We start from the raw sequence: 22,916 nt of genomic DNA, 5'->3' as shown, positions 1-22,916 counted from the left end.
TTAAGCACGCCGCCAGCGTTCGTCCTGAGCCAGGATCAAACTCTCCGTGAATGTTTACCGGATATCCGGTGCGACACTCGCGTTGAGCGGGACGGTCATGCCGGAATGTGGCCGACCGTCCACAGCGTCCTCGCTGTGTGTGCCACCCCGAGGGGTGGACTTTTTCAAAGGAACCTCGACCATCCGAAGATGGACGGGGTATCAACTAATCTGGCGTTGATTTTTGGCACGCTGTTGAGTTCTCAAGGAACGGACGCTTCCTTTGTACTCACCCTCTCGGGCTTTCCTCCGGGCTTTTCCCTTCGGTCTTGCGTTTCCGACTCTATCAGATCTTTCCGATCCGATTTCCTCGGTGCTTTCCGGTCCCTTTCGCTTTCGCTCCGGGGGCCTTTCGGCGTTTCCGACTTTATCAGAAGTTCTGAGTCGGATTTCCCGCCTCCCGTTCGGCCTTCCGGGCGCACGTCGGCGCCGGGGCTTCCCGTTCTGGCGGAGCCGTAAACGTACTGGAGCGGGGCGCCCCGATGCAAATCGAGGTGCCCCGCTCCACTGCCGTGCTGGTCAGGCTGTCCTGCCGGTCAGACCTCCACGACGACCGGGAGGATCATCGGGCGCCGGCGGTAGGTGTCGGAGACCCACTTGCCGACGGAACGGCGGATGAGCTGCTGGAGCTGGTGGGGCTCGACGACGCCGTCCTGGAACGACTTGTTCAGGGCCTGGTCGATCTTCGGGAGCACCGCGTCGAAGGCGGAGTCTTCGATGCCGGAGCCGCGGGCGTGGACGTGCGGTCCGCCGACGATCTTGCCGGTGGAGGAGTCGACCACCACGAAGACCGAGATGATGCCCTCCTCGCCGAGGATCCGGCGGTCCTTGAGGGAGGTCTCGGTGACGTCGCCGACCGAGAGGCCGTCGACGTACACGTAACCCGCCTGGACCTTGCCGGTGATCCGGGCGCGGCCGTCGACCAGGTCGACGACGACGCCGTCCTCGGCGATGACGATGTGGTCCTTGGGGATGCCCGTCATCGCGCCGAGTTCGGCGTTGGCGCGCAGGTGGCGCCATTCGCCGTGGACCGGCATGAGGTTCTTCGGACGGCAGATGTTGTAGAAGTACAGCAGCTCGCCGGCCGAGGCGTGGCCCGAGACGTGGACCTTGGCGTTGCCCTTGTGGACGACGTTCGCGCCCCAGCGGGTCAGGCCGTTGATCACGCGGTAGACCGCGTTCTCATTGCCCGGGATCAGCGAGGACGCCAGGATCACGGTGTCGCCGGGGACGATCCGGATCTGGTGGTCGCGGTTGGCCATGCGGGACAGGGCAGCCATCGGCTCGCCCTGGGAGCCCGTACAGACGAGCACGACCTCGTCGTCCGGCAGGTCGTCGAGGGTCTTCACGTCCACGACGAGACCGGCCGGGACGCGGAGGTAGCCCAGGTCGCGGGCGATGCCCATGTTGCGGACCATCGAGCGGCCGACGAAGGCGACCCGGCGCCCGTACTCGTGGGCGGCGTCGAGGATCTGCTGGATGCGGTGCACGTGGCTGGCGAAGCTGGCCACGATGATGCGCTTCGGGGCGTTCGCGAAGACGTTGCGCAGGACGTTCGAGATGTCCCGCTCCGGCGGGACGAAGCCCGGGACCTCGGCGTTCGTCGAGTCGGAGAGGAGGAGGTCGATGCCCTCCTCGCTGAGCCGGGCGAACGTGTGCAGGTCGGTGAGGCGGCCGTCCAGCGGGAGCTGGTCCATCTTGAAGTCGCCGGTGGCGACGACCATGCCCGCGGGGGTGCGGACCGCGACCGCGAGCGCGTCCGGGATGGAGTGGTTGACCGCGATGAACTCGCAGTCGAACGCGCCCAGGACCTCCCGGTCGCCCTCCTTCACCTCGAGGGTGTAGGGGCGGATGCGGTGCTCCTGGAGCTTGGCCTCGATCAGGGCGAGGGTCAGCTTGGAGCCGATCAGCGGGATGTCCGGCTTGAGCCGGAGCAGGTAGGGGACGGCACCGATGTGGTCCTCGTGGCCGTGCGTGAGCACGATGCCCTCGATGTCGTCGAGGCGGTCCCGGATGATGGTGAAGTCCGGGAGGATCAGGTCGATGCCGGGCTGCTCCTCTTCCGGGAAGAGGACGCCGCAGTCGACGATGAGCAGGCGGCCGTCGAATTCGAAGACCGTCATGTTGCGGCCGATCTCGCCGAGGCCGCCGAGCGGGATGACGCGCAGGGCGCCCTCGGGCAGCTTCGGCGGGGCGCCGAGTTCGGGATGCGGATGACTCAAAAGACTCTCCTCACCACGCGCGCCACGTACCCCCTGGCACGTGGCGCGCATGACAATCGTGCACTTGCTGTTGTGGGTGTTCAGTTATGGAGACCGTGTTCAGTTGTGAAGTCCGTTGTCAGAGTTCTACCCCGCCGGCGGCCAGATCGACCTTGAGCTGCGCCGTCTCCTGCGGGGAGAGTTCCACGAGCGGCAGCCGGAGCGGGCCGGCGGGGAGGCCCTGGAGGGCGAGGGCGGCCTTGGTGGTCATGACGCCCTGGGTGCGGAACATGCCGGTGTAGACCGGGAGCAGCTTCTGGTGGATCTCGGTCGCCTTCTGCACCTCGCCGCCCAGGTGGGCGTCGAGGAGGGCGCGGAGCTCGGGGGTGACGACGTGGCCCACGACGGAGACGAAGCCGCAGGCGCCCACGGAGAGCAGCGGCAGGTTGAGCATGTCGTCGCCGGAGTACCAGGCGAGGCCGGAGCGGGCGATGGCCCAGCTCGCGCGGCCGAGGTCGCCCTTGGCGTCCTTGTTGGCGACGACGCGCGGGTGCTCGGCGAGGCGGACGATCGTCTCGGTGTCGATCGGGACGCCGCTGCGGCCGGGGATGTCGTAGAGCATCACCGGGAGCTCGGTGGCGTCGGCGATGGCCGAGAAGTGCCGGTACAGGCCCTCCTGCGAGGGCTTGTTGTAGTAGGGCGTCACGGCGAGGAGGCCGTGGGCGCCGTCGCGCTCGGCCGTGCGGGCGAGCTCGACCGAGTGGTGGGTGTCGTTGGTGCCGATGCCGGCGACGACGTGGGCGCGGTCGCCGACCGCCTCCAGGACGGCTCGTACCAGCTCCGATTTCTCCGCGTCGCTGGTGGTGGGGGACTCGCCGGTGGTGCCGTTGATGACGAGGCCGTCGTTGCCCGCGTCCACCAGGTGGGTGGCGAGCCGCTGGGCGCCGTCGAGGTCGAGTGCGCCGTCCGCCGTGAAGGGCGTGACCATGGCGGTGAGGACCCGCCCGAAGGGGGTCTGCGGAGTGGAGATCGGAGCCATGGGTAACACGCTACTCGCTGCTCAGCGCCGGGTGTCCCCCTGGGGGACGGGAGAAGGGGAGCCCGGCGCTGCCTGCTCGGGGGTTCAGACAGCGCCGGGTCCGTTTGATCAGCCTAGATGAACTTCGTGAAACGTCGCAATACGGACACTTCGCGTGACGGGGTCGGACATGTGTGCCCTACGGGGCCACGCGCCCGTTCTTGTTGAAGGCGGCATGGGTCAGCGGCATCAGCCGGGCCCAGTGCTCCTCCATCTTCTCGCCGACCATCTCGATCTCCCGCTGCGGGAAGGACGGGACCGCGGCCAGCTCGTGCTGGGTGCGCAGGCCCAGGAAGTGCATGAGCGAGCGCGCGTTGCAGGTGGCGTACATCGAGGAGAAGAGGCCGACAGGGAGGACCGAACGGGCGACCTCGCGGGCGACGCCGGCGGCCAGCATCTCCTGGTACGTCTCGTACGCCTGCCGGTACGAGTCCTCCATCGTGCGGCTCACCAGGTCGTGCTGCTCCCGGGTGCCCTCGACGAAGACGTACTTGCCGGGGCGGCCCTCCTGGACGAGCTTGCGGGAGGCGTCGGGGACGTAGAAGACCGGCTGGAGCTCCCTGTAGCGGCCCGACTCCTCGTTGTACGACCAGCCCACGCGGTGCCGCATGAACTCGCGGAACACGAAGATCGGGGCGCTGATGAAGAAGGTCATCGAGTTGTGCTCGAACGGGCTGCCGTGGCGGTCCCGCATCAAGAAGTTGATGAGGCCCTTCGAGCGCTCCGGGTCCTTCTGGAGCTCTTCGAGGGACTGTTCGCCCGCCGTGGAGACCCGGGCGGCCCACAGGACGTCGGAGTCGGCCGCCGCGCTCTTGACCAGGTCGACGGTGACGTCGCTCCGGAAGTCGATCTTCACGTTCTCGGTGGGGCTGTCGCTCACCAGCGGTCCTTCCAGTCGGGGTGCAGCCGCCTACTTTAACGAGGGGCCGACGAGGGGTCCTCCACAGGTCGGACCCCCTCCTACTCGAGGACTGCATTCGGCCGGTTTGGTGAAATCCTTGGCGGAAAGGGGCACCGAACGACCGGTTTCGCCGTCTGTACCGGTGAAGCACGACGACACCCGAGGAGAGTGGCCCTGATGTTCCGCCGCCGAGAGCCCGTACCGTTCGCGTTCGTGGCGGAGGCCGAAAGTTTTCGCAGTAACGTCACTCCACCGCCCCGGGAGCGCCTCGGCGCCTCGCAGCTCGTGGGTCGCACCCTGCTCGGGCTGACCGTCGTGGCCGGCCTCGTCGGGTCGCTGGTCCTCGGGATGCCCTCGCTCCAGTCGGGTGACTCGGCCACGCGTCAGCAGCAGTCCGAGGCCTCCGACAACCGCTGAGGTAGCCTCACCGGGCATCGCCCCTTCGAGCGTGCTTGTGAGTGAGGATCTGTCGTGCCCCTGCCCTTTCTGACGGCCGACCGTGCTTTTGACGCGAACGACCAGGTCGCCCTGCCGTTCGACGACCACGACCAGTGGCGTCGTCCGTACCGGCCGGGGTCCTGGCGGGTCGGGGCGGCGGCGCTCTCGCTGCTGCTCGCCTCCTTCGTCCTCCTCGCCGCGGTGATCGTCGCCGCGGCGGGCTCCGTCGGCGGCGCGTCCGTCACCTTCGGCATCGCCGGGCTCGTCATCGTGGCCACCCTGCGGATGCTGCGGATGGGCACCTGGGTGAGCCGGGCCGGTGCGCGGCGCGTGGGCTTCCTCTCGACCGTCACCGTGCCGTGGGCCAAGGTGACGTCCGTACGGACCGTTCAGCAGCCGGTGCGCTGGCTGGGGCTCCCCCGTACCGTCCAGGGCCAGGCCCTAGTGCTCGGCCGGCAGGGTGGTGAGCAGCTGGTGCTGCTCACCGACCACAGCGCCGACTTCCTCTCCCGGGTCGAGGCCTTCGACCGGGCGGCCGACACGGTCGAGGCCTGGAACGCCGAGTACGGCCCGGCCCCCGCCCCCGCCGCCGCTACGCGCTGACCGGACGCCCCTCGTGGAGCGCGATGGCCCGCTGCATCGCCCGGCGGGCCCTGGGGGTGTCGCGGGCGTCGTGGTAGGCGACCGCGAGCCGGAACCAGCAGCGCCAGTCCTCGGGTGAGTCCTCCGTCTCGGCCTTGCGCCGGGCGAAGACCTCGTCGGCCGAGTCCCGGTCGATCCGGCCGCCCGCCGTGCGCGTCAGCTCGTCGACGGGCAGGCCGCCCTCCGCCTCCAGCTCGGCGGCGAGGCGGTTCGCCCGCCGCGCGAAACGGGTGTTCTTCCAGAGGAACCAGCCGCCGACCAGCGGCAGCAGGAACGCCACCGCGCCCATGCCCATGGCGGCCGGTTCGCCCGTGAGGAGCAGCAGGACGCCCTCCATCGCCACCACGCCGAAGACGAGCACGAGCACGGTGGAGAGGAAGACGTACGTGATCTTTCCGCCCATGGCCGTCAGCCCAGGTCCAGGAAGTGCTCCAGGCCGAAGGTGAGGCCGGGGGTGCCGGTCACGCGACGGGCGCCGAGCAGGATGCCCGGCATGAAGCTGGAGTGGTGCAGGGAGTCGTGCCGGACGGTGAGGGTCTCGCCCTCGCCGCCGAGCAGCACCTCCTGGTGGGCGAGGAGCCCGCGCAGGCGCACGGCGTGCACCGGGACGCCGTCGACGTCGGCGCCGCGGGCGCCGTCCAGGGCCGTGGTCGTGGCGTCGGGCTGCGGGGCGCAGCCTGCCTTCGACCGGGCCTCGGCGATGAGCTGGGCGGTGCGGGTGGCGGTGCCCGAGGGGGCGTCCACCTTGTTCGGGTGGTGCAGCTCGACGACCTCGACCGACTCGAAGTACGGGGCCGCGATCTGGGCGAACTTCATGGTGAGGACCGCGCCGATGGAGAAGTTCGGCGCGATGAGGACGCCGGTCCCCGGCGAGGCGTCGAGCAGGGTCCGCAGCCGCGCGAGGCGCTCCTCGGTCCAGCCGGTGGTGCCGACGACCGCGTGGATGCCGCGGCTCAGGCAGAACTCGAGGTTCTCCATCACCGAGTCGGGCGTGGTCAGCTCGACCACGACCCGGGCGTCCGCCTCGACGAGCTGCGACAGCTCGTCGCCGCGGCCGAGGGCCGCGACCAGTTCCATGTCCTCGGCGGCCTCGACGGCCCGGACCGCTTCGGAGCCGATGCGGCCCCGGGCTCCGAGGACCGCCACGCGCAGCTTGCTCATTGCTCTTCCTTAGGGGGACTCGTGGGTCAGGAGACCGCTTGCTGGAGGCGGTCGGCCTGCTTGTCCTTCAGCGGGCCGATCACCGCGAGCGAGGGTCGCTGCTCCAGTACATCGCGGGCGACCTCCCGGACCTCGTCCGGGGTGACGGCCGCGATCCGGGTCAGCATGTCGTCGACCGACATCTGGCTGCCCCAGCACAGCTCGCTCTTGCCGATGCGGTTCATCAGCGCGCCGGTGTCCTCCAGGCCGAGGACGGTCGAGCCGGAGAGCTGGCCGACGGCGCGGCGGATCTCCTCGTCCGTGAGGCCGTCGGAGGCGACCTTGGCGAGCTCGTCCCGGCAGATCCTCAGGACGTCGTGGACCTGACCGGGGCGGCAGCCCGCGTACACCCCGAAGAGGCCGCAGTCGGCGAAGCCCGAGGTGTACGAGTACACGCTGTAGGCCAGGCCGCGCTTCTCGCGGACCTCCTGGAAGAGGCGGGAGGACATGCCGCCGCCGAGGGCGGTGTTCAGTACGCCGAGGGCCCAGCGGCGCTCGTCGGTGCGGGCCAGGCCCGGCATGCCGAGGACCACGTGGGCCTGCTCGGTCCTGCGGTTCAGGAGCTCGACGCGGCCCGCCGCGCGCAGGGTGCGGCGGCCGTCGCGGGGGGCGACGGGGACGGCGTCGGCGTGCCCGAGGGCGCCGGCCTTCTCGAAGGCGCGGCGGACCTGGCGCACCACCGTGGCGTGGTCGACGTTGCCGGCGGCGGCGACGACCAGGTGGGTCGGGTCGTAGTGCTTCTTGTAGAAGCGGGCGATCTGGCTCCGGGTGAGCGCGTTGATGGTGTCGACGGTGCCGAGGACCGGACGGCCCAGCGGGGTGTCGCCGAACATCGTCTGCGCGAACAGCTCGTGCACGACGTCACCGGGGTCGTCCTCGGTCATCGCGATCTCCTCGAGGATGACGCCGCGCTCGGCGTCCACGTCCTCGTCGAGGACGAGCGAGCCGGTGAGCATGTCGCAGACGACGTCGATCGCGAGCGGCAGGTCGGTGTCGAGGACCCGGGCGTAGTAGCAGGTGTACTCCTTCGCCGTGAAGGCGTTCATCTCGCCGCCGACCGCGTCGATCGCGGCGGAGATGTCGAGGGCGGACCGCTTGTGGGTGCCCTTGAAGAGGAGGTGCTCCAGGTAGTGGGTCGCGCCGTTGAGCGTGGGCGTCTCGTCGCGGGACCCGACGTGCGCCCAGATGCCGAAGGTGGCGGAGCGCACGGAGGGGAGGGTCTCGGTGACGATGCGGAGGCCGCCGGGGAGGGTCGTGCGGCGGACCGTGCCGACGCCGTCCTTGCCCGGCAGAAGCGTTTGGGTACGGGCGACGGCCCGCCCCTCCGAAGAGGGGCGGGCCGTCGCGCGGGAACTACGGGACGTCACTTGGCGGCGTCGTCCTTCTCGCCCTCGGCGTCCTCGTCCGCGATCACGGGGACCAGGGAGAGCTTGCCGCGCTGGTCGATCTCGGCGATCTCGACCTGGACCTTGGAGCCGATCGCGAGCACGTCCTCGACGTTCTCCACGCGCTTGCCACCGGCGAGCTTGCGGATCTGCGAGATGTGCAGCAGGCCGTCCTTGCCGGGCATGAGGGAGACGAAGGCACCGAAGGTGGTGGTCTTGACGACCGTACCCAGGTAGCGCTCGCCGACCTCCGGCATGGTCGGGTTGGCGATGCCGTTGATCGTGGCGCGGGCGGCCTCGGCCTGCGAGCCCTGCTGGGCACCGATGTAGATGGTGCCGTCGTCCTCGATCGTGATCTCGGCGCCGGTGTCCTCCTGGATCTGGTTGATCATCTTGCCCTTGGGGCCGATGACCTCGCCGATCTTGTCCACGGGGATCTTGACGGTGATGATGCGCGGCGCGTTCGGGGACATCTCGTCCGGAACGTCGATCGCCTCGTTCATCACGTCGAGGATGTGCAGACGTGCGTCGCGGGCCTGCTTCAGCGCGGCGGCCAGGACCGAGGCGGGGATGCCGTCGAGCTTGGTGTCGAGCTGGAGCGCGGTCACGAACTGCTTGGTGCCGGCGACCTTGAAGTCCATGTCGCCGAAGGCGTCCTCCGCACCGAGGATGTCGGTGAGGGCGACGTAGTGCGTCTGGCCGTCGATCTCCTCGGAGATCAGGCCCATGGCGATGCCGGCGACGGCGGCCTTGAGCGGCACACCGGCGTTCAGCAGCGACATGGTGGAGGCGCAGACCGAGCCCATCGACGTCGAACCGTTGGAGCCGAGGGCCTCGGACACCTGACGGATCGCGTAGGGGAACTCCTCGCGGGTCGGGAGGACCGGCACGATGGCGCGCTCGGCGAGGGCGCCGTGGCCGATCTCGCGGCGCTTGGGCGAGCCCACGCGGCCGGTCTCGCCGACGGAGTACGGCGGGAAGTTGTAGTTGTGCATGTAGCGCTTGCGGGTCACCGGGGAGAGGGTGTCCAGCTGCTGCTCCATGCGGAGCATGTTGAGGGTGGTGACGCCCAGGATCTGGGTCTCGCCACGCTCGAACAGCGCCGAGCCGTGCACGCGCGGGATGGCCTCGACCTCGGCCGCGAGCGTACGGATGTCGGTCAGGCCGCGGCCGTCGATGCGGACCTTGTCCTTGATGACGCGCTCGCGGACCAGCTTCTTGGTCAGCGCGCGGTACGCGCCGCCGATCTCCTTCTCGCGGCCCTCGAAGGCCGGGAGGAGCTTCTCGGCGGCGATCTCCTTGATGCGGTCGAGCTCGGCCTCGCGCTCCTGCTTGCCGGCGATGGTGAGCGCCTTGGCGAGCTCGCCCTTGACGGCGGCGGTGAGCGCCTCCAGGACGTCGTCCTGGTAGTCCAGGAAGACCGGGAACTCGCCGGTGGGCTTGGCGGCCTTGGCGGCGAGGTCCGACTGGGCCCGGCAGAGGACCTTGATGAAGGGCTTCGCGGCCTCGAGACCGGCGGCGACGACCTCCTCGGTCGGCGCCTCGGCGCCGCCCTTGACGAGCTCGATCGTCCGCTCGGTGGCCTCGGCCTCGACCATCATGATCGCGACGTCGCCGTCCTCCAGGACGCGACCGGCGACCACCATGTCGAAGACGGCGTCCTCGAGCTCGGTGTGCGTCGGGAAGGCGACCCACTGGCCCTTGATCAGGGCGACGCGGGTGGCGCCGATGGGGCCGGAGAAGGGCAGGCCCGCCAGGATCGTCGACGCGGAGGCGGCGTTGATCGCGACCACGTCGTACAGGTGGTCGGGGTTGAGCGCCATGATCGTCTCGACGATCTGGATCTCGTTGCGCAGGCCCTTCTTGAAGGAGGGGCGCAGCGGGCGGTCGATCAGGCGGCAGGTGAGGATCGCGTCCTCGGAGGGGCGGCCCTCCCGGCGGAAGAAGGAGCCGGGGATCTTGCCGGCCGCGTACTGCCGCTCCTCGACGTCCACCGTGAGGGGGAAGAAGTCGAGCTGGTCCTTGGGGCGCTTCGAGGCGGTGGTCGCCGAGAGGACCATCGTGTCGTCGTCCAGGTAGGCGACGGCGGAGCCGGCGGCCTGCTTGGCGAGACGGCCGGTCTCGAAGCGGATGGTGCGGGTGCCGAAGGTTCCGTTGTCGATGACGGCCTCGGCGTAGTGGGTCTCGTTCTCCACTATGGGGTTCTCCTACGTGTTCGTCTTTGCGTCCGGGGCCCGTGTGGCCGGGGACGGTGTGCGACGGCGGCGGAGAAGCTCGGAGGGCGGGCCGGTCTTCGATCGAAGCACCCGGGGATTCGGTTCCGGGGGCCACTACCGAGGACCGGCGGCTGGCCGGCGGCTTCTCGCTCGTCGTTATGGGGTTGTGGCTACCAGACTAAATGTCCGTACGCACTTCGCGCACGTACGGCAGCGCTCGCGGCAGCACGTACGGCAAAGGGAGCGGCCCCCTGACAGGGGGAACCGCTCCCTTCACGGCGTCTTACTTGGCGCCGCCGGCCGCACCGCGGCGGATGCCGAGGCGGTCGACCAGCGTACGGAAGCGCTGGATGTCCTTCTTGGCCAGGTACTGCAGCAGGCGGCGGCGCTGGCCGACCAGGATCAGCAGACCACGGCGGGAGTGGTGGTCGTGCTTGTGCTGCTTGAGGTGCTCGGTCAGGTCCGAGATGCGACGGGACAGCATCGCGACCTGGACCTCGGGGGAGCCGGTGTCGCCCTCCTTGGTGCCGAACTCGGCCATGATCTGCTTCTTGACGGCGGCGTCGAGAGCCACGCGGATCTCCTCTTGGTTCGTGCGCCCGCGAGTGCCCCTGGTCCATGTCTCAGGGGAAGCTTCCGTGACTCGACGGGCGAAGGTCCGATGGGCGCAGCTTCCAGAGGCTTCGAGGGCTTCCGGGAGCGCGTACACAAACGGCCGTCACACAGCGTACCAGCTCGCCGGAGCGCGCCCGGGGTCCTTTTCCCGCCCCTCCCCGTCGGGGGGCTACTTGCTGGTGAGGGAGCGGACCGTGGTGAAGACGTCGAGGACGGCGAGGCAGAGCGGGACGAGGGAGAGCAGGACGAAGCCCTCGGCCAGGTCGAGGAGGCGGCCCCAGAAGGGCGAGAGGCCCTTCTTCGGGATGATCAGGCCGATCGCGGTGATCAGCGCGGCCCCGCCGGCGACGGCGGCGGTGAGCCAGATCGTGCGGATGTCGAGGCCGCCGCGGTCCCCGTACATCAGGAGGTCCTTGACCAGGTCGGCCGGCGGGTTCAGGGAGAGGCCGAGGACGAGCAGCGCGATGGCGGCGATGCCGGCGACCAGGACGCAGGCGACCTGGGAGGTGTAGCGGAAGAGGCGGGCGCGCAGCAGCATCGCGAGGCCGGAGGCGAGGGCGAGGAGTTGGCCCCAGACGTTTCCGGCGAAGCCGAGGACGGCGGCGGAGCCGACGACGACGGCCGCGCAGCCGCCGACCAGGCCGAGGAGCATCTCGTGGCCGCGGCGGGCCTGGAGCGCGATGCGCTCGCCGTCGACGGGACGGCCCTCCCCGCCGGGCTGCTGCGGGTCGCCGAGGAACTCGTCGTCGGCGGCGCTGCGCGGGGCGGCGTAGCCGATGGGGAGCCGGGCGAAGCGGGCGGAGAGGCCGGGCAGGAAGGCGACGAGGCCGATGGCGACGGGGGCGCAGACGGCGGCGGTCTCGGTGGCGGTCGACTCGGTGAGGATCGCGACGAAGGTGGCGAGGGTGCCGACGGCGGCGAGGAAGGTGGCGGCGACGAAGGGGGCGTCCCCGCTGGGGGTGAGCGCGACGAGGGCGACGGAGGCGACGAGGACGGTGACGCAGCCGAGCAGGAACTGGAGGCGGCCGGGGCCCTGGCCGGCGTCGGGGCCGACGATGCCGGAGCCGGCTATGAGGAGCAGGGGCAGGGCGCCGAGGCCGAGGGCGACGGCGGTCGGCCGGTCCCGGTAGACGCGGGCGCGGACGCCGGCGAAGGCGGTGAGGAGGAGTCCCGCGGCGCCCGCGACGATCCCGGGGAGGCCGTGCATGTCGTGGCGGACCGGGTCGGCGTACCAGAGGACGAAGCCCATGAGGACGAGGAGCAGCACGCCGCCGAGGAGCCCGGCGCCGCGCAGCAGTTCGTCGCTCCACAGGTGGCGGTCGCGGGTGACGGCGGAGGCGACGGCGTCGGAGACGTCGTCGTAGACGGCCGGCGGCAGGGACTGGGCGAAGGGGCGCAGGGAGAGCACCTCGCCGTCGAGGACCTGCTGGGCGGCCAGGGTGCGGGCGCCGTCCAGGACGGATCCGTCGCGGCGGACCAGGTGGTAGCCGGTGGGGGTGCCCGCGGCCTGGGTCTGGCCGGTGAGCCGCAGGATCTCCGGGTGGACGTCGGCGACGGCGATGTCCTCGGGGAGCGCGACGTCGATGCGGCTGTCCGGCGCCACGACGGTGACGCGGCAGAAACCGGTCGCTGCGGTCGTACTCACGTGTGTGGACCCCCTGATTCGCGGTTGCGCACGATGCGCGCGCCACCCTACCGGGGACCGTCGGCGGGGGCTGCAAGTAGGATCGCCGTCCCATGGGGGAAGTCCGCGCGCCCGGCTGCCGACGGGAGTGCCGGCGCGGATGCTCCCGCCACGAGCCCGCCTCCAACGAGGGATTGATGCGCCGGTGAGCCAGATCGTCGTCAAACGCCCGCCGAGGTCCCTTCCTCCGGAAGTGCCCGGTGAGGAACTGGTCCTGGAGTCTCCGCCGGAACTTCCGCGGGGGCAGCAGGAGTCGGCGCTGATGCAGTTGCTCCCGATGCTCGGCATGGGTTCGTCGGTGGTCTTCTTCTTCATGACGCCGTCTCCGATCATGCGGATCATGGGCGTGCTGATGCTGGCGTCGACGGTCGGCATGGCCATCGCCCAGGTCGTCCGGTTCCGTCGCGGTACGCAGGGGCAAATGGCCGATGTCCGCCGCGACTACCTCAAATACCTCGCGCAGACCCGGCGTACGGTCCGTCGCACGGCGCGCGGGCAGCGGGACGCGCAGCTCTATCTGCACCCCGCCCCCGAGCAGTTGTGGTCGGTGGTGGCCGAGGGCTCGCGGGTGTGGGAGCGGCGGGTCGGCGACCACGACTTCGGGCAGGCCCGGATAGGCCTGGGCGCCCAGCAGCTGGCGACGCCGCTGGTGGCGCCGGAGACCGCGCCGGTGGACGAGCTGGAGCCGCTGTGCGCGGGGGCGATGCAGCAGTTCCTCGCGGTGCACGGCACGCTGGACGGGCTGCCGATGGCGGTCTCGATGCGGGCGTTCTACCACGTGACGGTGTCGGGCGAGCCGGAGTCGGTGCAGGCGGCGGCGCGTTCCCTGGTGGCGCAGCTGGTGACGCTGCACTCCCCCGACGACTTGATGCTGGCCGTGGTGGCGGCGCGGTCGGCGCAGGAGCGCTGGGACTGGACGAAGTGGCTGCCGCACGCGCAGGTGCCGGGGCAGGTCGACGGGGCCGGTACGAGGCGGCTGTTCGGCGACGACCTCGGTGAGCTGGAGCAGTTGGTGCGCTCCCGGCTGGACGGCCGGCCGCGGTTCTCCCGCGAGAACCAGCCGGTGCTGGACCAGCCGCACGTGGTCGTGGTCCTGGACGGCGGCATGGTGCCGCCGGACTCGCTGCTCGCGGCGGCCGAGGGCCTCCAGGGCGTGACGATCGTGGAAGTGGTGTCCGGCGAGCTCGACGAGCCGCGCGGCGGGCTGTCGGTGGTGGTGCGGCCGGGGCGGCTGCGTCTGGAGTCGGGCGGCGGCTTCGCGTACGAGGGGCTGCCGGACGGCATGTCCCTGCCGGCGGCCGAGGCGCTGGCCCGGCAGCTGGCGCCGCTGCGGATGGGCGGCGGGGACGACGACGAGCCGCTGCTCGCCAACCTGGACTTCACGGACCTGCTGAACCTGGGGGACGCGGGCGCGGTGGACGTGGCCAGGACCTGGCGGCCGAGGTCGGTGGCCGAGCGGCTGCGGGTGCCGATCGGCGTCGGCGAGGACGGGCAGCCGGTCATGCTGGACCTGAAGGAGGCCGCGCAGGAGGGCATGGGCCCGCACGGCCTGTGCGTGGGCGCGACGGGTTCCGGCAAGTCGGAGCTGCTGCGGACGCTGGTGCTGGGTCTGGCGGTGACGCACTCCTCGGAGACGCTGAACTTCGTCCTCGCGGACTTCAAGGGCGGCGCGACCTTCGCGGGCATGTCGCAGATGCCGCACGTGGCGGCGGTCATCACCAACCTGGCGGACGACCTGACGCTGGTGGACCGCATGGGCGACGCGATCCGCGGCGAGCTCCAGCGGCGCCAGGAGCTGCTGCGCTCGGCGGGCAACTACGCCAACATCCACGACTACGAGAAGGCGCGGGCGGCGGGCGCGCCGCTCGAACCGCTGGCGTCGCTGGTCCTGGTGATCGACGAGTTCTCCGAACTCCTCACCGCCAAGCCGGACTTCATCGACATGTTCATCCAGATCGGCCGGATCGGCCGTTCGCTGGGCGTGCACCTGCTGCTGGCCTCGCAGCGCCTGGAGGAGGGCAAGCTGCGCGGCCTCGACACGTACCTCTCGTACCGGATCGGTCTGCGGACGTTCTCGGCGGCGGAGTCGCGGACGGCGATCGGCGTGCCGGACGCGTACCACCTGCCGTCGGTGCCCGGTTCGGGCTATCTGAAGTTCGGCACGGACGAGATGACCCGTTTCAAGGCGGCGTACGTCTCGGGGACGTACCGGACGGACGGGCCGCGTCTGGAGGTGGGGCAGCTGCCGGTGGAGCGGCGGCCCGCGCTGTTCACGGCGTCGCCGGTGCCGGTGGTGTACGCGGCGCCGGACCCGGCGTACCTGACGGAGCGGCGCGCGGAGGAGGACGACGCCCTGGCGGACACGGTCCTCGACGTGATCGTGCGGCGTCTGGAGGGGCAGGGGGTGCCGGCGCACCAGGTGTGGCTGCCGCCGCTCGACCGGGCGCCCTCGCTCGACCAACTGCTGCCGGGGCTCGCGCGGACGGCGGAGCGGGGCTTCACGGCGACGGAGTACACGCGTCAGGGCGCGCTCACGGTGCCGCTCGGGCTCATCGACAAGCCGTTCGAGCAGCGGCGCGAGGTGCTGTACCGGGACTTCTCGGGCGCGGCCGGTCACATGATGGTGGTCGGCGGCCCGCAGTCCGGGAAGTCGACGATGCTGCGGACGCTGATCTCGTCGTTCGCGCTCACCCACACCCCGGCCGAGGTGCAGTTCTACTGCCTGGACTTCGGCGGCGGCGGCATGGTGTCGCTGGCCGACCTGCCGCACGTCGGCGGGGTCGCGTCCCGGCTCGACCCGGAGCGGGTGCGGCGGACGGTGGCCGAGGTGATGGGGGTGCTGAACCGGCGGGAGGAGTTCTTCCGCGCGCACTCCATCGACTCGATCGCGACCTACCGGCGCAAGCGGGCGGCGGGCGAGCTGCCGGGCGAGGCGTGGGGCGACGTCTTCTTGGTGGTGGACGGCTGGGGCGGCTTCCGGAACGAGTACGAGGGCCTGGAGGGGACCGTGTCCGACCTGGCCGCGCGCGGCCTCGGCTACGGCATCCACGTGGTGATCACGGCCTCCCGGTACATGGAGGTGCGGGCGGCCCTGAAGGACCAGATGCTGGGCCGGCTCGAACTGCGGCTCGGTGACGTCATGGACTCGGAGTTCGACCGGAAGGTCGCGGCGAACGTGCCGACCGGGGTGCCGGGGCGCGGCCAGGTGCCGGAGAAGCTGCACTTCATGGGGGCGCTGCCGCGGATCGACGGGTCGAGCGCGAGCGACGACCTCGCGGTGGGCACGGCGTCCTTCGTCGAGGCCGTGCGGACCGGCTGGCAGGGTCCGCCGGCGCCGCCGGTGCGGCTGCTTCCGCACAAGCTGTCGGCCGACCGGCTGCCGAAGGGCTTCGAGTTCCCGCAGCACGGCGTCGCGATCGGCATCGACGAGACGCGGCTCGAGCCGGTCTTCGTCAACTTCGAGACGGATCCGTTCTTCCTGATCTTCGGCGAGAGCGAGTCCGGCAAGACGAACCTGCTGCGGCTGATCGTCCAGCAGATCGCCCAGCGGTACTCCCCCGACGAGGCGAAGCTCGTCGTGGGCGACTACCGCCGGGCGCTGCTCGGCAGCCTGCCGGAGGAGCACCTGCTCGAGTACGCGCCGATGGCGAGCTCGATGCAGATGCACATGGAGGCGCTCTCGGGCGTGTTCGCCCGCCGGCAGCCGCCGCAGGACGTGACGCCGCAGCAGCTGCGGGACCGCAGCTGGTGGTCGGGTCCGCAGGTCTTCATCGTCGTCGACGACTACGACCTGGTGGCGACGAGCGCGGGGAACCCGCTGGCGCCGCTCGCGGAGTACCTGCCCTTCGCCCGGGACACGGGCGTGCGGTTCATCATCGCGCGCAACAGCGCGGGCGCCTCCCGCTCGATGTACGAGTCCTTCATGCAGCGCATCAAGGAGCTGGGCGCGCAGGGCGTCGTCCTGTCGGGCGACCCGGCGGAGGGCGACCTGCTCGGCGCGGTCCGGCCCCGTCCGATGCCGCCGGGCCGCGGCTACTTCGTGGGGCGCCGGGGCGGCGCGTCGCTGGTGCAGACGGGTCGGCTGCCGGAGCTGTGACCGGGCGCGCGGCCGGGTGCCGGGCCCGGGGCGGGAGCTTCCGCCCCGGGGCCGCCCGGCGGTCTTCACGTCCGCACAGGCGCCGTTGGACGTGCACACCTCACAACTGAAAACATCGCACCAGACCGGCCGAGGCTCGATCAAGGAGGAAACCGTGTCGTTCGACGACGAGTGGGCCCAGCACAAGAACGTCGCCTTGGAACACCAGTCGTCGAGCACGCGGCTGAACCAGGTGCCCTCCGATCCCGGCGGCGGGGGACAGCCGGACCTGGCGACGTCGCCGGCCAGGAAGAAGGCGGCCGCCGGAACCATCGAGAACCACATCCAGCCCGATGTGAAGGCGGCCGCGGACGCCGGGGACGAGGGCACCAACGGGGCCGTCGCCGAGTTCAAGGGCTGGGAGACGGCGGCCGGGCTGAAGAAGGCCCACGACCACTGGGACGGCCAGGTGAAGCGCCTGATGGCGCGGCTGGACTCGGAGAAGACCGCGCTGCGGGGCGCGTCGACGCTGTTCACCAACAACGACATCACGACGGGGTACAGCTTCACCCCGGTGCAGTCCAAGGTCTCGGGTCTTTAGGGGGAATCGCAGTGCCGACGTACCAGGAGATCATGGAGACCGATCTCGGCAAGCTGAGCACCGCCGCCGACGGCTGGAAGAGCATGGCGGAGAAGTTCAAGAAGGTCGAGGACACGTACGAGAAGGAGGTCCAGAGCGTCGCCACGGGCGGGCCGCTGTGGACCGGCCAGGCTCAGCAGGTCAGCGCGACCAACTTCAACATCACCCGCAAGGAGCTCGACTCGGCGCAGAAGGAGGCGCGCGCCATGGAGTCGCTCCTCCGGGACGCGCACAGTACGTTCACCGAGCTCAAGGGCCGGGTGAAGGCGGCGGTCGACGAGGCCGTGACCGCCGGCATGAAGGTCTCCGAGTACGGGAACGCCAGCTACGACTTCAGCAAGGTCAGCGCCCAGGAGGCCAACGCCATCCGCCACGACCCGGGCCTGCGGGACGTGGAGATGTCGTACACGAGCAAGATCAACGACGCGGTCAAGGCGGTCACGGAGTTCGACGCGGACGTCAAGACCGCCCTGCTCAACGCCTCGGGGGCGGACGGCACCGCCCCCCTGGGCTTCAACGCGAAGCCGGTCGGCGACGTCGAGGCCGTCGAGGCGCTGGCGCTGTCGGAGAAGGTCCGCGAGGGCAAGGCGTCGAAGGAGGAGCTGGAGCACTACCGGGACCTGCTCCAGCAGAATTCCAAGGACACGCACTTCAGCGAGGCCTATCTGGACGGCCTCGGCGCGAAGGACGCCCTGAAGATCGCGGACCGGATGAACCTGGCGTCGAACGAGCGGGGCATCTCGGACGCCGAGAAGAAGCTCTACAACTCGATCAACGCCGGGCTCGCGGACACGATCGCCTCCGGCACGAAGGACCCGAACGGCTATGCGTACCGGCCGTTCGTGGACGGGCTCAAGAAGCTCGGCACGGAGAACCTCGCGAGCAACGTCAGCCCGACCAACGGCTACCAGATGCTCGTCACGCTGATGAAGCAGGGGGACCCCAAGGCGTACGGCAAGGAGTTCCTGAACGAGATCGGCGACGACATGATCCGGGCCGAGAAGGAGAAGCCCAACATCTGGCTGCACTTCTTCGACGGCGAGCGGCCGAACATCGCCCACGACCCGCTGGACGGCCTGCTCGACATCATGAGCAAGGACCCCGGGGACGCGGAGTACTTCCTCGACCCCAAGGCCCCCGGGAACGCGAACGAGCACCTGAAGTTCCTCCTCACGGACCGGAAGTGGCCGGACCCGGTGATGAACACCCTGTACTCGGCGCCCATGGAGATGGACGACCCCTTCAAGGCGACGGGCCTCGGCAACGCGATCCAGGCGGCGGCGACGGGGCACGAGCCGGGTGAGAAGCCGGGGCCGATCGGCGCGCACACCGAGGGCCAGTCCAGGGTCATGCACCACGCGATCCGGTACCTCGACTCCGAGATGAACGGCGACGAGCTCCCCGACGAGCTCAAGAACATCCAGAAGCCCATGGCACACGCCCTCGCCGACTACGTGGCCGACACCCATGTGATCCTGGGCGGCGAGGACGCGAACTACGGCGGCAGCGCCGGCAAGGATGCGATCCACGGCTCCGGGAACGACTCCCACATCGCGGTCGGCCAGGGCAGCCTCGTCCGCGTCATGCGCGGCATCGGCGACGACAGCGAGTCCTTCGCCCTGATGTACGAGTCCGAGCTCGCCTACTCCGCCCAGCAGCTCGCCGACGCCCCCGCGTTCGAGGGTGACGCACAGCACGGGCAGAGCGCCGAATGGGACCACCGGTCGCGCGGCGTCGGCCTGGCGGTGGGCGCCCTCAACGGGATCGGTGCGGACATCTACATCGACAAGGAGGACGACAAGGTCAAGTGGGCCGAGTCGACCGCGGAGTACGCGGGGAACGGCGTCAACAGCGTCGTCGGCGAGATCCCCCTGGCCGGCTCCGCCGCCGGTGCCATCGTCGACACCGCCAAGTTCGAATGGGTCCAGGATGTCACCGACGCGGCGGAGGAGCAGGGCAAGAAGGACTCGAGCGAGAACTACTCCAAGGGCAAGGACGGCTTGAACAGCCTGTACAACGCCTGGCAGACGGAGGAAGGAAACCTCAACAATGCTGCGTACGGTTCGGCGAAGGACACCGCGAACGGCGCCTACGAGGACGGACGCAGTGGCGCGGCGGCGCACCTGGGCAACTGAGCACGCCCGGGCCCTCGCCTGCGTGACCGCGACGGCGCTGGTGGCGCTGACCGCCACCGCCTGCTCCTCCGGGGATTCCGGCTCGCGGGTCGAGGGGCTGTGCGGCCCGGCGGCGGACTCCACCGCGGGGAAGTCCCTGCGCGAGGTCCTCGGGACCGACGACTTCACGGCCGAAGCCCTCACGTCGGACGAGCGTTTCGCCGAGCGGTTCAAGAAGGACCTGGAGGAATGGGGAGGCGGCCCGAACTCGACCTCGCCCTCCTTCCTGTGCAGGTTCGTGCCCGAAGACAGCAAGAACCACGTGCTCCTCGGCTTCGCGTGGTCTCCCGCCGACCAGCCCGACAAGGAGCGCGCGGAGGGCGGCAAGGCCTACGACGTGAGCGGTGCCACGGGGACGGCTCTTCCTCTGGCCGCCGAGCTCTTCACACCGTGCGAGCTGGGGGGCGAGCTGAGCGGGCCGTCACGCAAGGCCGTTCTCCGTGCCGACGCCACCCTCACGGTGGACCGCGGCAGGAACACGGACCGGCAGAGGGAGGCGAGTGAGCTCTCCTTCCTCTACCTCATGACGCGCGAGGCCGCGAAGGTCCTCGGCTGCGAGAACCACCCTCTGGCGGACGACCCCGTCGTCAAGCCCCTGACCGGAAGCACCCCCTGATGATCCACGTGAAGCACACCGCCCGGAGCGCGGCGAGCGCCGTCCTCCTCCTTTTCCTGGCCGGCTGCGGGAGCGGCGGGGAGGAGGCCGGAGGAGACCTGAGCGTGGACCGGGTGGTCGAGGTCGCCGACGAGGCCGGCGAGGGCGGGACCGACACGTGCCCGCTGCCCTACGACGCCGGCGCGGCGGCGAAGGCCGCGAAGCTGGACGGTGACCTGCGGCCGGGAGCGGCCGGTGCCGAGGCGGACGAGCCCGCCGCGACCGCCGAGGGCGGGCGGACGACGGACGCGCAGTCGCCCTGGGCGGGCAAGCCGGGGGCGCTGATCACCTGCTCGTACCACCTCGGCGGGGAGGACCTGAAGGTCCGCACCGGCGCCGTGAGCGAGGGGAACGCCGTGTACCTCCAGGCGCCCGTCATCCAGGCCGCCGGCGGCATGGACCCCTCCACGCTCAGGGCGTACACCGTCAAGGGGGCCGGGGCGAAGGCCGGGGAGGCCGTGCAGAGCGAGGGCGGGAACGTGGTGACGGTCCGGCTCGACTCCGGCGGCAAGGGCGACCTCGCCCTGGTCCTGACCGCCGGGGACGCCGGGAAGACCTCGCTGGAGCGCGGACAGGTCCTCGCACTCGCCCGGGCCTTCGCCTCGCAGGCGAAGTGAATCCCCCGGTTCCGTCTGACAGGGCGTCCGCCCGGCGTCCATGATGGGACCGCTACGCCGTTCCGCCTTTTTCCACCGCACGAAGGAGCAGAGCCAGATGGGCACCCAGCAGGAGAAGGACGAGCTGTACGCGCTCGACATCAGCGGTGTCGAGTGGCAGGGAGCCCCCGGGACCAGCCCCGACGAGGAGCGCGTGGAGATCGCCCACCTGCCGGGCGGCGCCATCGCGATGCGCTCCTCCCTCGACCACGACACCGTGCTGCGCTACACCAAGGCCGAGTGGGACGCCTTCGTCCTGGGTGCCAAGGACGGGGAGTTCGACCTGCGGTAGGCCCCGCCGGAACGCGAAGGGGCCCGCTCCCCCCGAGGGAGCGGGCCCCTTCCGCGTCCCCGGGGGGCCGCGGCGCGGACGCGGGTCAGTACGCCTCGGTGAAGAGGCGGGAGGCCTTGACGTCGGTGGCGCGGTAGCTGTCCTTGCCCTGCTCGACGATCTGGGCGACCTTCTCGAGCCGGTCCTTCATGTCCTCGGCGCGCTTCTTGTACTTGCCCTGGAGGATCTCGTACTCGTGGTGCGCGTCACCGTCCCAGGTGTCGGTGACGACCCTGAGCGCGGTGTCCATCTCCTGGATGTCCTTGATGATGTTCTGCGAGACCGTGCGGATGCGGTTCGCCATCTCCTGGACGGTCTCGTACCGTACCCGGGTGCCGGCGCTGTCGACAGACATTTCGTCCCCTTTTCTTAGAGGTTGTTGAGCGCGGAGCTGTTGGCGGCGGCGAACGCGGCACGGACCTCGTCGTCGTTCGCGTTGCTGAGGTTCTTCGTCTCGCCGACGGCGTTGAGCAGCACGCCCAGCAGACGGCGGATGGTGTCGTGGTCCTCGTTCAGGAGCGTCTGGGCCTGCTTGAAGCCGATGGCGCCGACACCGGTCCAGCCGGCGCTGCACGTCTCCAGGATGTTGGCGAGCTCGCGCGCCTGCTTGGAGACCGCCTCACCGGTCTCCGTGATCTTGTTCTTGGCCTTGACGACCGGGTCGTCTGCGAGTCCGAACCCGCCGGCGGGAGTGCTCATTCGTGCTCCTCGGTTGGTGAAATGACCTTGCTCATGCGTCTGTCGACGCTCTCCTGCGTACTACCACCGTCACGACGGCGCCCAGGACGGCGACGACGGCGACGGCGCTCGCGGCGACGGCCCAGAGCGGAAGGCCGCTCTCCTCGGACCCGGTGGCCGACCCGGTCCTCCCGGGTGTCCCGGGGCCCGTGGTCGGGCTCGTGCCGCTTGCCCCCGTGTTCTCAGGAGAGGGGGAAGTCTGCGATGCGGATGGGGTGGGCGACGCGCTCGCCCGCGCGGCGAGCAGCGGGTTGACGTCCGGGTCGCCCGGGTTCCCCTTGCCCTCCAGGAGCACCTGGGCGGGGCGCACGGAGCCGTAGCCGATGTACTCGCTGGGGACGGGGCCGTTGTGCCCGGCCGTCTCCAGCATGACCCGGAGGACCTGGTTGGCGGTCCAGTCGGGGTGGGCGGACCAGATGAGGGCGGCGGTGCCGGAGGCGATGGCCGTGGCCTGGCTGGTGCCTCGGGTGGCGCAGTATTTGTTCTTGTTCTCGGTACAGCGTCCCGGGATCTCGACGCCGGGGGCGCTGAGGGCCAGGTGCGAACCGTAGTTGGAGAACTTGGCGGTCTTGCCCTTGGTGTCGAGGGCGCCGACGGCGACGACGCCGGGAATCGCCGCCGGGTACTCCCGGTCCTCCGAGCCCTCGTTGCCGGACCCCGCGAAGATCAGGGCGCCCTTCTCACGGGCGTAGTCCACCGCGGCCTGCCACTCGGCGGTCTCCTTCTCGTACGCGGCCCTGCCCATCGAGATATTGAGGACCCGGGCCCCGTTGTCGACCGCGTACCTGATGCCCCGGCTCGCCAGGACGTCCAAGCCCTCGGAGACGAAGTCACCGACCTTGACCGGCAGGATCGTGGCGTCCGGGGCGATTCCCTTGACACCGCCGCCCGTTCCGTTGCCGGCAATGATGAGGGACATGTTGGTGCCGTGGCGCTCCGTGTCCTCGCCGTCCACGCGACCGGGTCCCTCGCCCGCGTCGTAGAAGTTGCGGCCGGGCAGCACCTTCCCCCGCAGCTCCGACACCGTCGAGTCGACTCCGGTGTCGATCACGGCGACCGTGACGCCCTTGCCCGTGGCCACCTTCCACAGCTCGTCAGCCTTCATCGCGTCCAGGTACCACTGGCGCGACCGCATGTCGTCCGCCTGCGCCGCCGGCGCCGCGACGGTCCACGTCGCGACGACGGCGGTCAGGGCGCCGAGCAGACCGGCCGCTCGGCGACGAACGGCCCGGGTGGGGAGGGACATCA

At 70.5% G+C, this 22,916-nt stretch carries 20 protein-coding genes; 8 read left to right on the top strand and 12 right to left on the bottom strand.

Annotated elements, in window-relative coordinates; all coding sequences use genetic code 11:
• Positions 1-575 precede the first annotated feature (575 nt).
• The 3 genes from ACIP5O_RS08640 to thyX all read right to left on the bottom strand — a co-directional run bounded on the left by ACIP5O_RS08640 (position 576) and on the right by thyX (position 4,198).
• Positions 576-2,261, bottom strand: coding sequence for a ribonuclease J (locus ACIP5O_RS08640; RefSeq protein WP_125661888.1), 1,686 nt, complete (start codon positions 2,259-2,261; stop codon positions 576-578).
• 118 nt (positions 2,262-2,379) lie between these two features.
• Positions 2,380-3,279: a 4-hydroxy-tetrahydrodipicolinate synthase gene (gene dapA, locus ACIP5O_RS08635; RefSeq protein ID WP_401290154.1), complete on the bottom strand. Its 900-nt coding sequence runs from the start codon at positions 3,277-3,279 to the stop codon at positions 2,380-2,382.
• A 178-nt stretch (positions 3,280-3,457) separates the two neighbouring features.
• Positions 3,458-4,198: an FAD-dependent thymidylate synthase gene (gene thyX, locus ACIP5O_RS08630; RefSeq protein ID WP_125661882.1), complete on the bottom strand. Its 741-nt coding sequence runs from the start codon at positions 4,196-4,198 to the stop codon at positions 3,458-3,460.
• A gap of 198 nt (positions 4,199-4,396) precedes the next feature.
• Here thyX and ACIP5O_RS08625 point away from each other — a divergent pair, with 198 nt between their 5' ends.
• Both ACIP5O_RS08625 and ACIP5O_RS08620 read left to right on the top strand, forming a co-directional pair.
• Positions 4,397-4,636 (top strand): hypothetical protein, encoded by a 240-nt coding sequence (locus ACIP5O_RS08625; RefSeq protein ID WP_356547069.1) that lies wholly within the window; start codon positions 4,397-4,399, stop codon positions 4,634-4,636.
• 54 nt (positions 4,637-4,690) lie between these two features.
• Positions 4,691-5,260, top strand: coding sequence for a hypothetical protein (locus ACIP5O_RS08620; RefSeq protein WP_401290151.1), 570 nt, complete (start codon positions 4,691-4,693; stop codon positions 5,258-5,260).
• Here the strand turns inward: ACIP5O_RS08620 and ACIP5O_RS08615 are convergent.
• The 6 genes from ACIP5O_RS08615 to eccD all read right to left on the bottom strand — a co-directional run bounded on the left by ACIP5O_RS08615 (position 5,250) and on the right by eccD (position 12,360).
• Positions 5,250-5,702, bottom strand: coding sequence for a hypothetical protein (locus tag ACIP5O_RS08615; protein WP_356547066.1), 453 nt, complete (start codon positions 5,700-5,702; stop codon positions 5,250-5,252). The genes ACIP5O_RS08620 and ACIP5O_RS08615 overlap by 11 nt on opposite strands.
• Positions 5,703-5,707: 5 nt before the next feature.
• Positions 5,708-6,460 (bottom strand): 4-hydroxy-tetrahydrodipicolinate reductase, encoded by a 753-nt coding sequence (dapB, locus tag ACIP5O_RS08610; protein ID WP_401290148.1) that lies wholly within the window; start codon positions 6,458-6,460, stop codon positions 5,708-5,710.
• Positions 6,461-6,486: 26 nt separating this feature from the next.
• On the bottom strand, positions 6,487-7,866 hold the full coding sequence (locus ACIP5O_RS08605) for a M16 family metallopeptidase (RefSeq protein ID WP_401290145.1): 1,380 nt from the start codon (positions 7,864-7,866) through the stop codon (positions 6,487-6,489).
• Positions 7,863-10,079 (bottom strand): polyribonucleotide nucleotidyltransferase, encoded by a 2,217-nt coding sequence (locus ACIP5O_RS08600; protein ID WP_356547062.1) that lies wholly within the window; start codon positions 10,077-10,079, stop codon positions 7,863-7,865. The genes ACIP5O_RS08605 and ACIP5O_RS08600 overlap by 4 nt, the downstream gene beginning before the upstream one ends.
• 304 nt (positions 10,080-10,383) lie before the next feature.
• Entirely contained in the window at positions 10,384-10,674 is a 291-nt protein-coding gene (rpsO, locus tag ACIP5O_RS08595) for a 30S ribosomal protein S15 (protein WP_015036567.1), read from the bottom strand.
• A gap of 210 nt (positions 10,675-10,884) precedes the next feature.
• Positions 10,885-12,360 (bottom strand): type VII secretion integral membrane protein EccD, encoded by a 1,476-nt coding sequence (gene eccD, locus ACIP5O_RS08590; RefSeq protein WP_401290142.1) that lies wholly within the window; start codon positions 12,358-12,360, stop codon positions 10,885-10,887.
• Positions 12,361-12,544: 184 nt separating this feature from the next.
• On the opposite strand from eccD, the gene eccCa reads away from it, so the two are divergent.
• From eccCa to ACIP5O_RS08560, 6 genes are all read left to right on the top strand, one after another.
• Positions 12,545-16,495 (top strand): type VII secretion protein EccCa, encoded by a 3,951-nt coding sequence (eccCa, locus tag ACIP5O_RS08585; RefSeq protein ID WP_401290139.1) that lies wholly within the window; start codon positions 12,545-12,547, stop codon positions 16,493-16,495.
• Positions 16,496-16,649: 154 nt separating this feature from the next.
• Positions 16,650-17,075 carry a hypothetical protein gene (locus tag ACIP5O_RS08580; RefSeq protein WP_401290136.1) on the top strand — a complete coding sequence of 142 codons (426 nt, stop codon included), beginning with the start codon at positions 16,650-16,652 and terminating at the stop codon, positions 17,073-17,075.
• A gap of 11 nt (positions 17,076-17,086) precedes the next feature.
• Complete coding sequence (locus tag ACIP5O_RS08575; RefSeq protein ID WP_401290134.1) at positions 17,087-19,249, top strand: hypothetical protein; 2,163 nt, start codon at positions 17,087-17,089, stop codon at positions 19,247-19,249.
• 22 nt (positions 19,250-19,271) lie between these two features.
• On the top strand, positions 19,272-19,904 hold the full coding sequence (locus tag ACIP5O_RS08570; protein ID WP_401290131.1) for a hypothetical protein: 633 nt from the start codon (positions 19,272-19,274) through the stop codon (positions 19,902-19,904).
• The gene (locus tag ACIP5O_RS08565) at positions 19,904-20,560 is read left to right on the top strand and encodes a hypothetical protein (RefSeq protein WP_401290128.1); all 657 of its coding nucleotides are present in this window, start codon (positions 19,904-19,906) and stop codon (positions 20,558-20,560) included. Before ACIP5O_RS08570 ends, ACIP5O_RS08565 begins: the two co-directional genes overlap by 1 nt.
• A 97-nt stretch (positions 20,561-20,657) precedes the next feature.
• A complete protein-coding gene (locus ACIP5O_RS08560; RefSeq protein WP_125661844.1) occupies positions 20,658-20,891 on the top strand; it encodes a DUF397 domain-containing protein in 234 nt (77 codons plus the stop codon).
• A gap of 85 nt (positions 20,892-20,976) precedes the next feature.
• Here ACIP5O_RS08560 and ACIP5O_RS08555 read toward each other — a convergent pair whose 3' ends face one another.
• From ACIP5O_RS08555 to ACIP5O_RS08545, 3 genes are read right to left on the bottom strand one after another with little or no spacing between them, the layout of a single operon-like run.
• Positions 20,977-21,285, bottom strand: a complete 309-nt coding sequence (locus ACIP5O_RS08555) for a WXG100 family type VII secretion target (protein WP_401290124.1) — start codon at positions 21,283-21,285, stop codon at positions 20,977-20,979.
• A 14-nt stretch (positions 21,286-21,299) separates the two neighbouring features.
• Positions 21,300-21,629, bottom strand: coding sequence for a hypothetical protein (locus ACIP5O_RS08550; protein WP_125661838.1), 330 nt, complete (start codon positions 21,627-21,629; stop codon positions 21,300-21,302).
• A gap of 31 nt (positions 21,630-21,660) precedes the next feature.
• On the bottom strand, positions 21,661-22,914 hold the full coding sequence (locus ACIP5O_RS08545) for a S8 family peptidase (protein WP_401290121.1): 1,254 nt from the start codon (positions 22,912-22,914) through the stop codon (positions 21,661-21,663).
• Positions 22,915-22,916: the final 2 nt, after the last annotated feature.

The organism is Streptomyces sp. NPDC088915, from assembly GCF_044749825.1.
GTDB lineage: Bacteria > Actinomycetota > Actinomycetes > Streptomycetales > Streptomycetaceae > Streptomyces.
This window is presented reverse-complemented; position numbering and strand designations above follow the sequence as displayed.

What these genes read in the sequence shown, in the direction of transcription:
- ACIP5O_RS08565 (WP_401290128.1), top strand. Translation starts at nt 19,904, where the DNA reads ATGATCCACGTGAAGCACACCGCCCGGAGCGCGGCGAGCGCCGTCCTC.
- dapA (WP_401290154.1), bottom strand. Translation starts at nt 3,279, where the DNA reads ATGGCTCCGATCTCCACTCCGCAGACCCCCTTCGGGCGGGTCCTCACC.
- ACIP5O_RS08560 (WP_125661844.1), top strand. Translation starts at nt 20,658, where the DNA reads ATGGGCACCCAGCAGGAGAAGGACGAGCTGTACGCGCTCGACATCAGC.
- ACIP5O_RS08615 (WP_356547066.1), bottom strand. Translation starts at nt 5,702, where the DNA reads ATGGGCGGAAAGATCACGTACGTCTTCCTCTCCACCGTGCTCGTGCTC.
- ACIP5O_RS08550 (WP_125661838.1), bottom strand. Translation starts at nt 21,629, where the DNA reads ATGAGCACTCCCGCCGGCGGGTTCGGACTCGCAGACGACCCGGTCGTC.
- ACIP5O_RS08555 (WP_401290124.1), bottom strand. Translation starts at nt 21,285, where the DNA reads ATGTCTGTCGACAGCGCCGGCACCCGGGTACGGTACGAGACCGTCCAG.
- ACIP5O_RS08625 (WP_356547069.1), top strand. Translation starts at nt 4,397, where the DNA reads ATGTTCCGCCGCCGAGAGCCCGTACCGTTCGCGTTCGTGGCGGAGGCC.
- dapB (WP_401290148.1), bottom strand. Translation starts at nt 6,460, where the DNA reads ATGAGCAAGCTGCGCGTGGCGGTCCTCGGAGCCCGGGGCCGCATCGGC.
- ACIP5O_RS08545 (WP_401290121.1), bottom strand. Translation starts at nt 22,914, where the DNA reads ATGTCCCTCCCCACCCGGGCCGTTCGTCGCCGAGCGGCCGGTCTGCTC.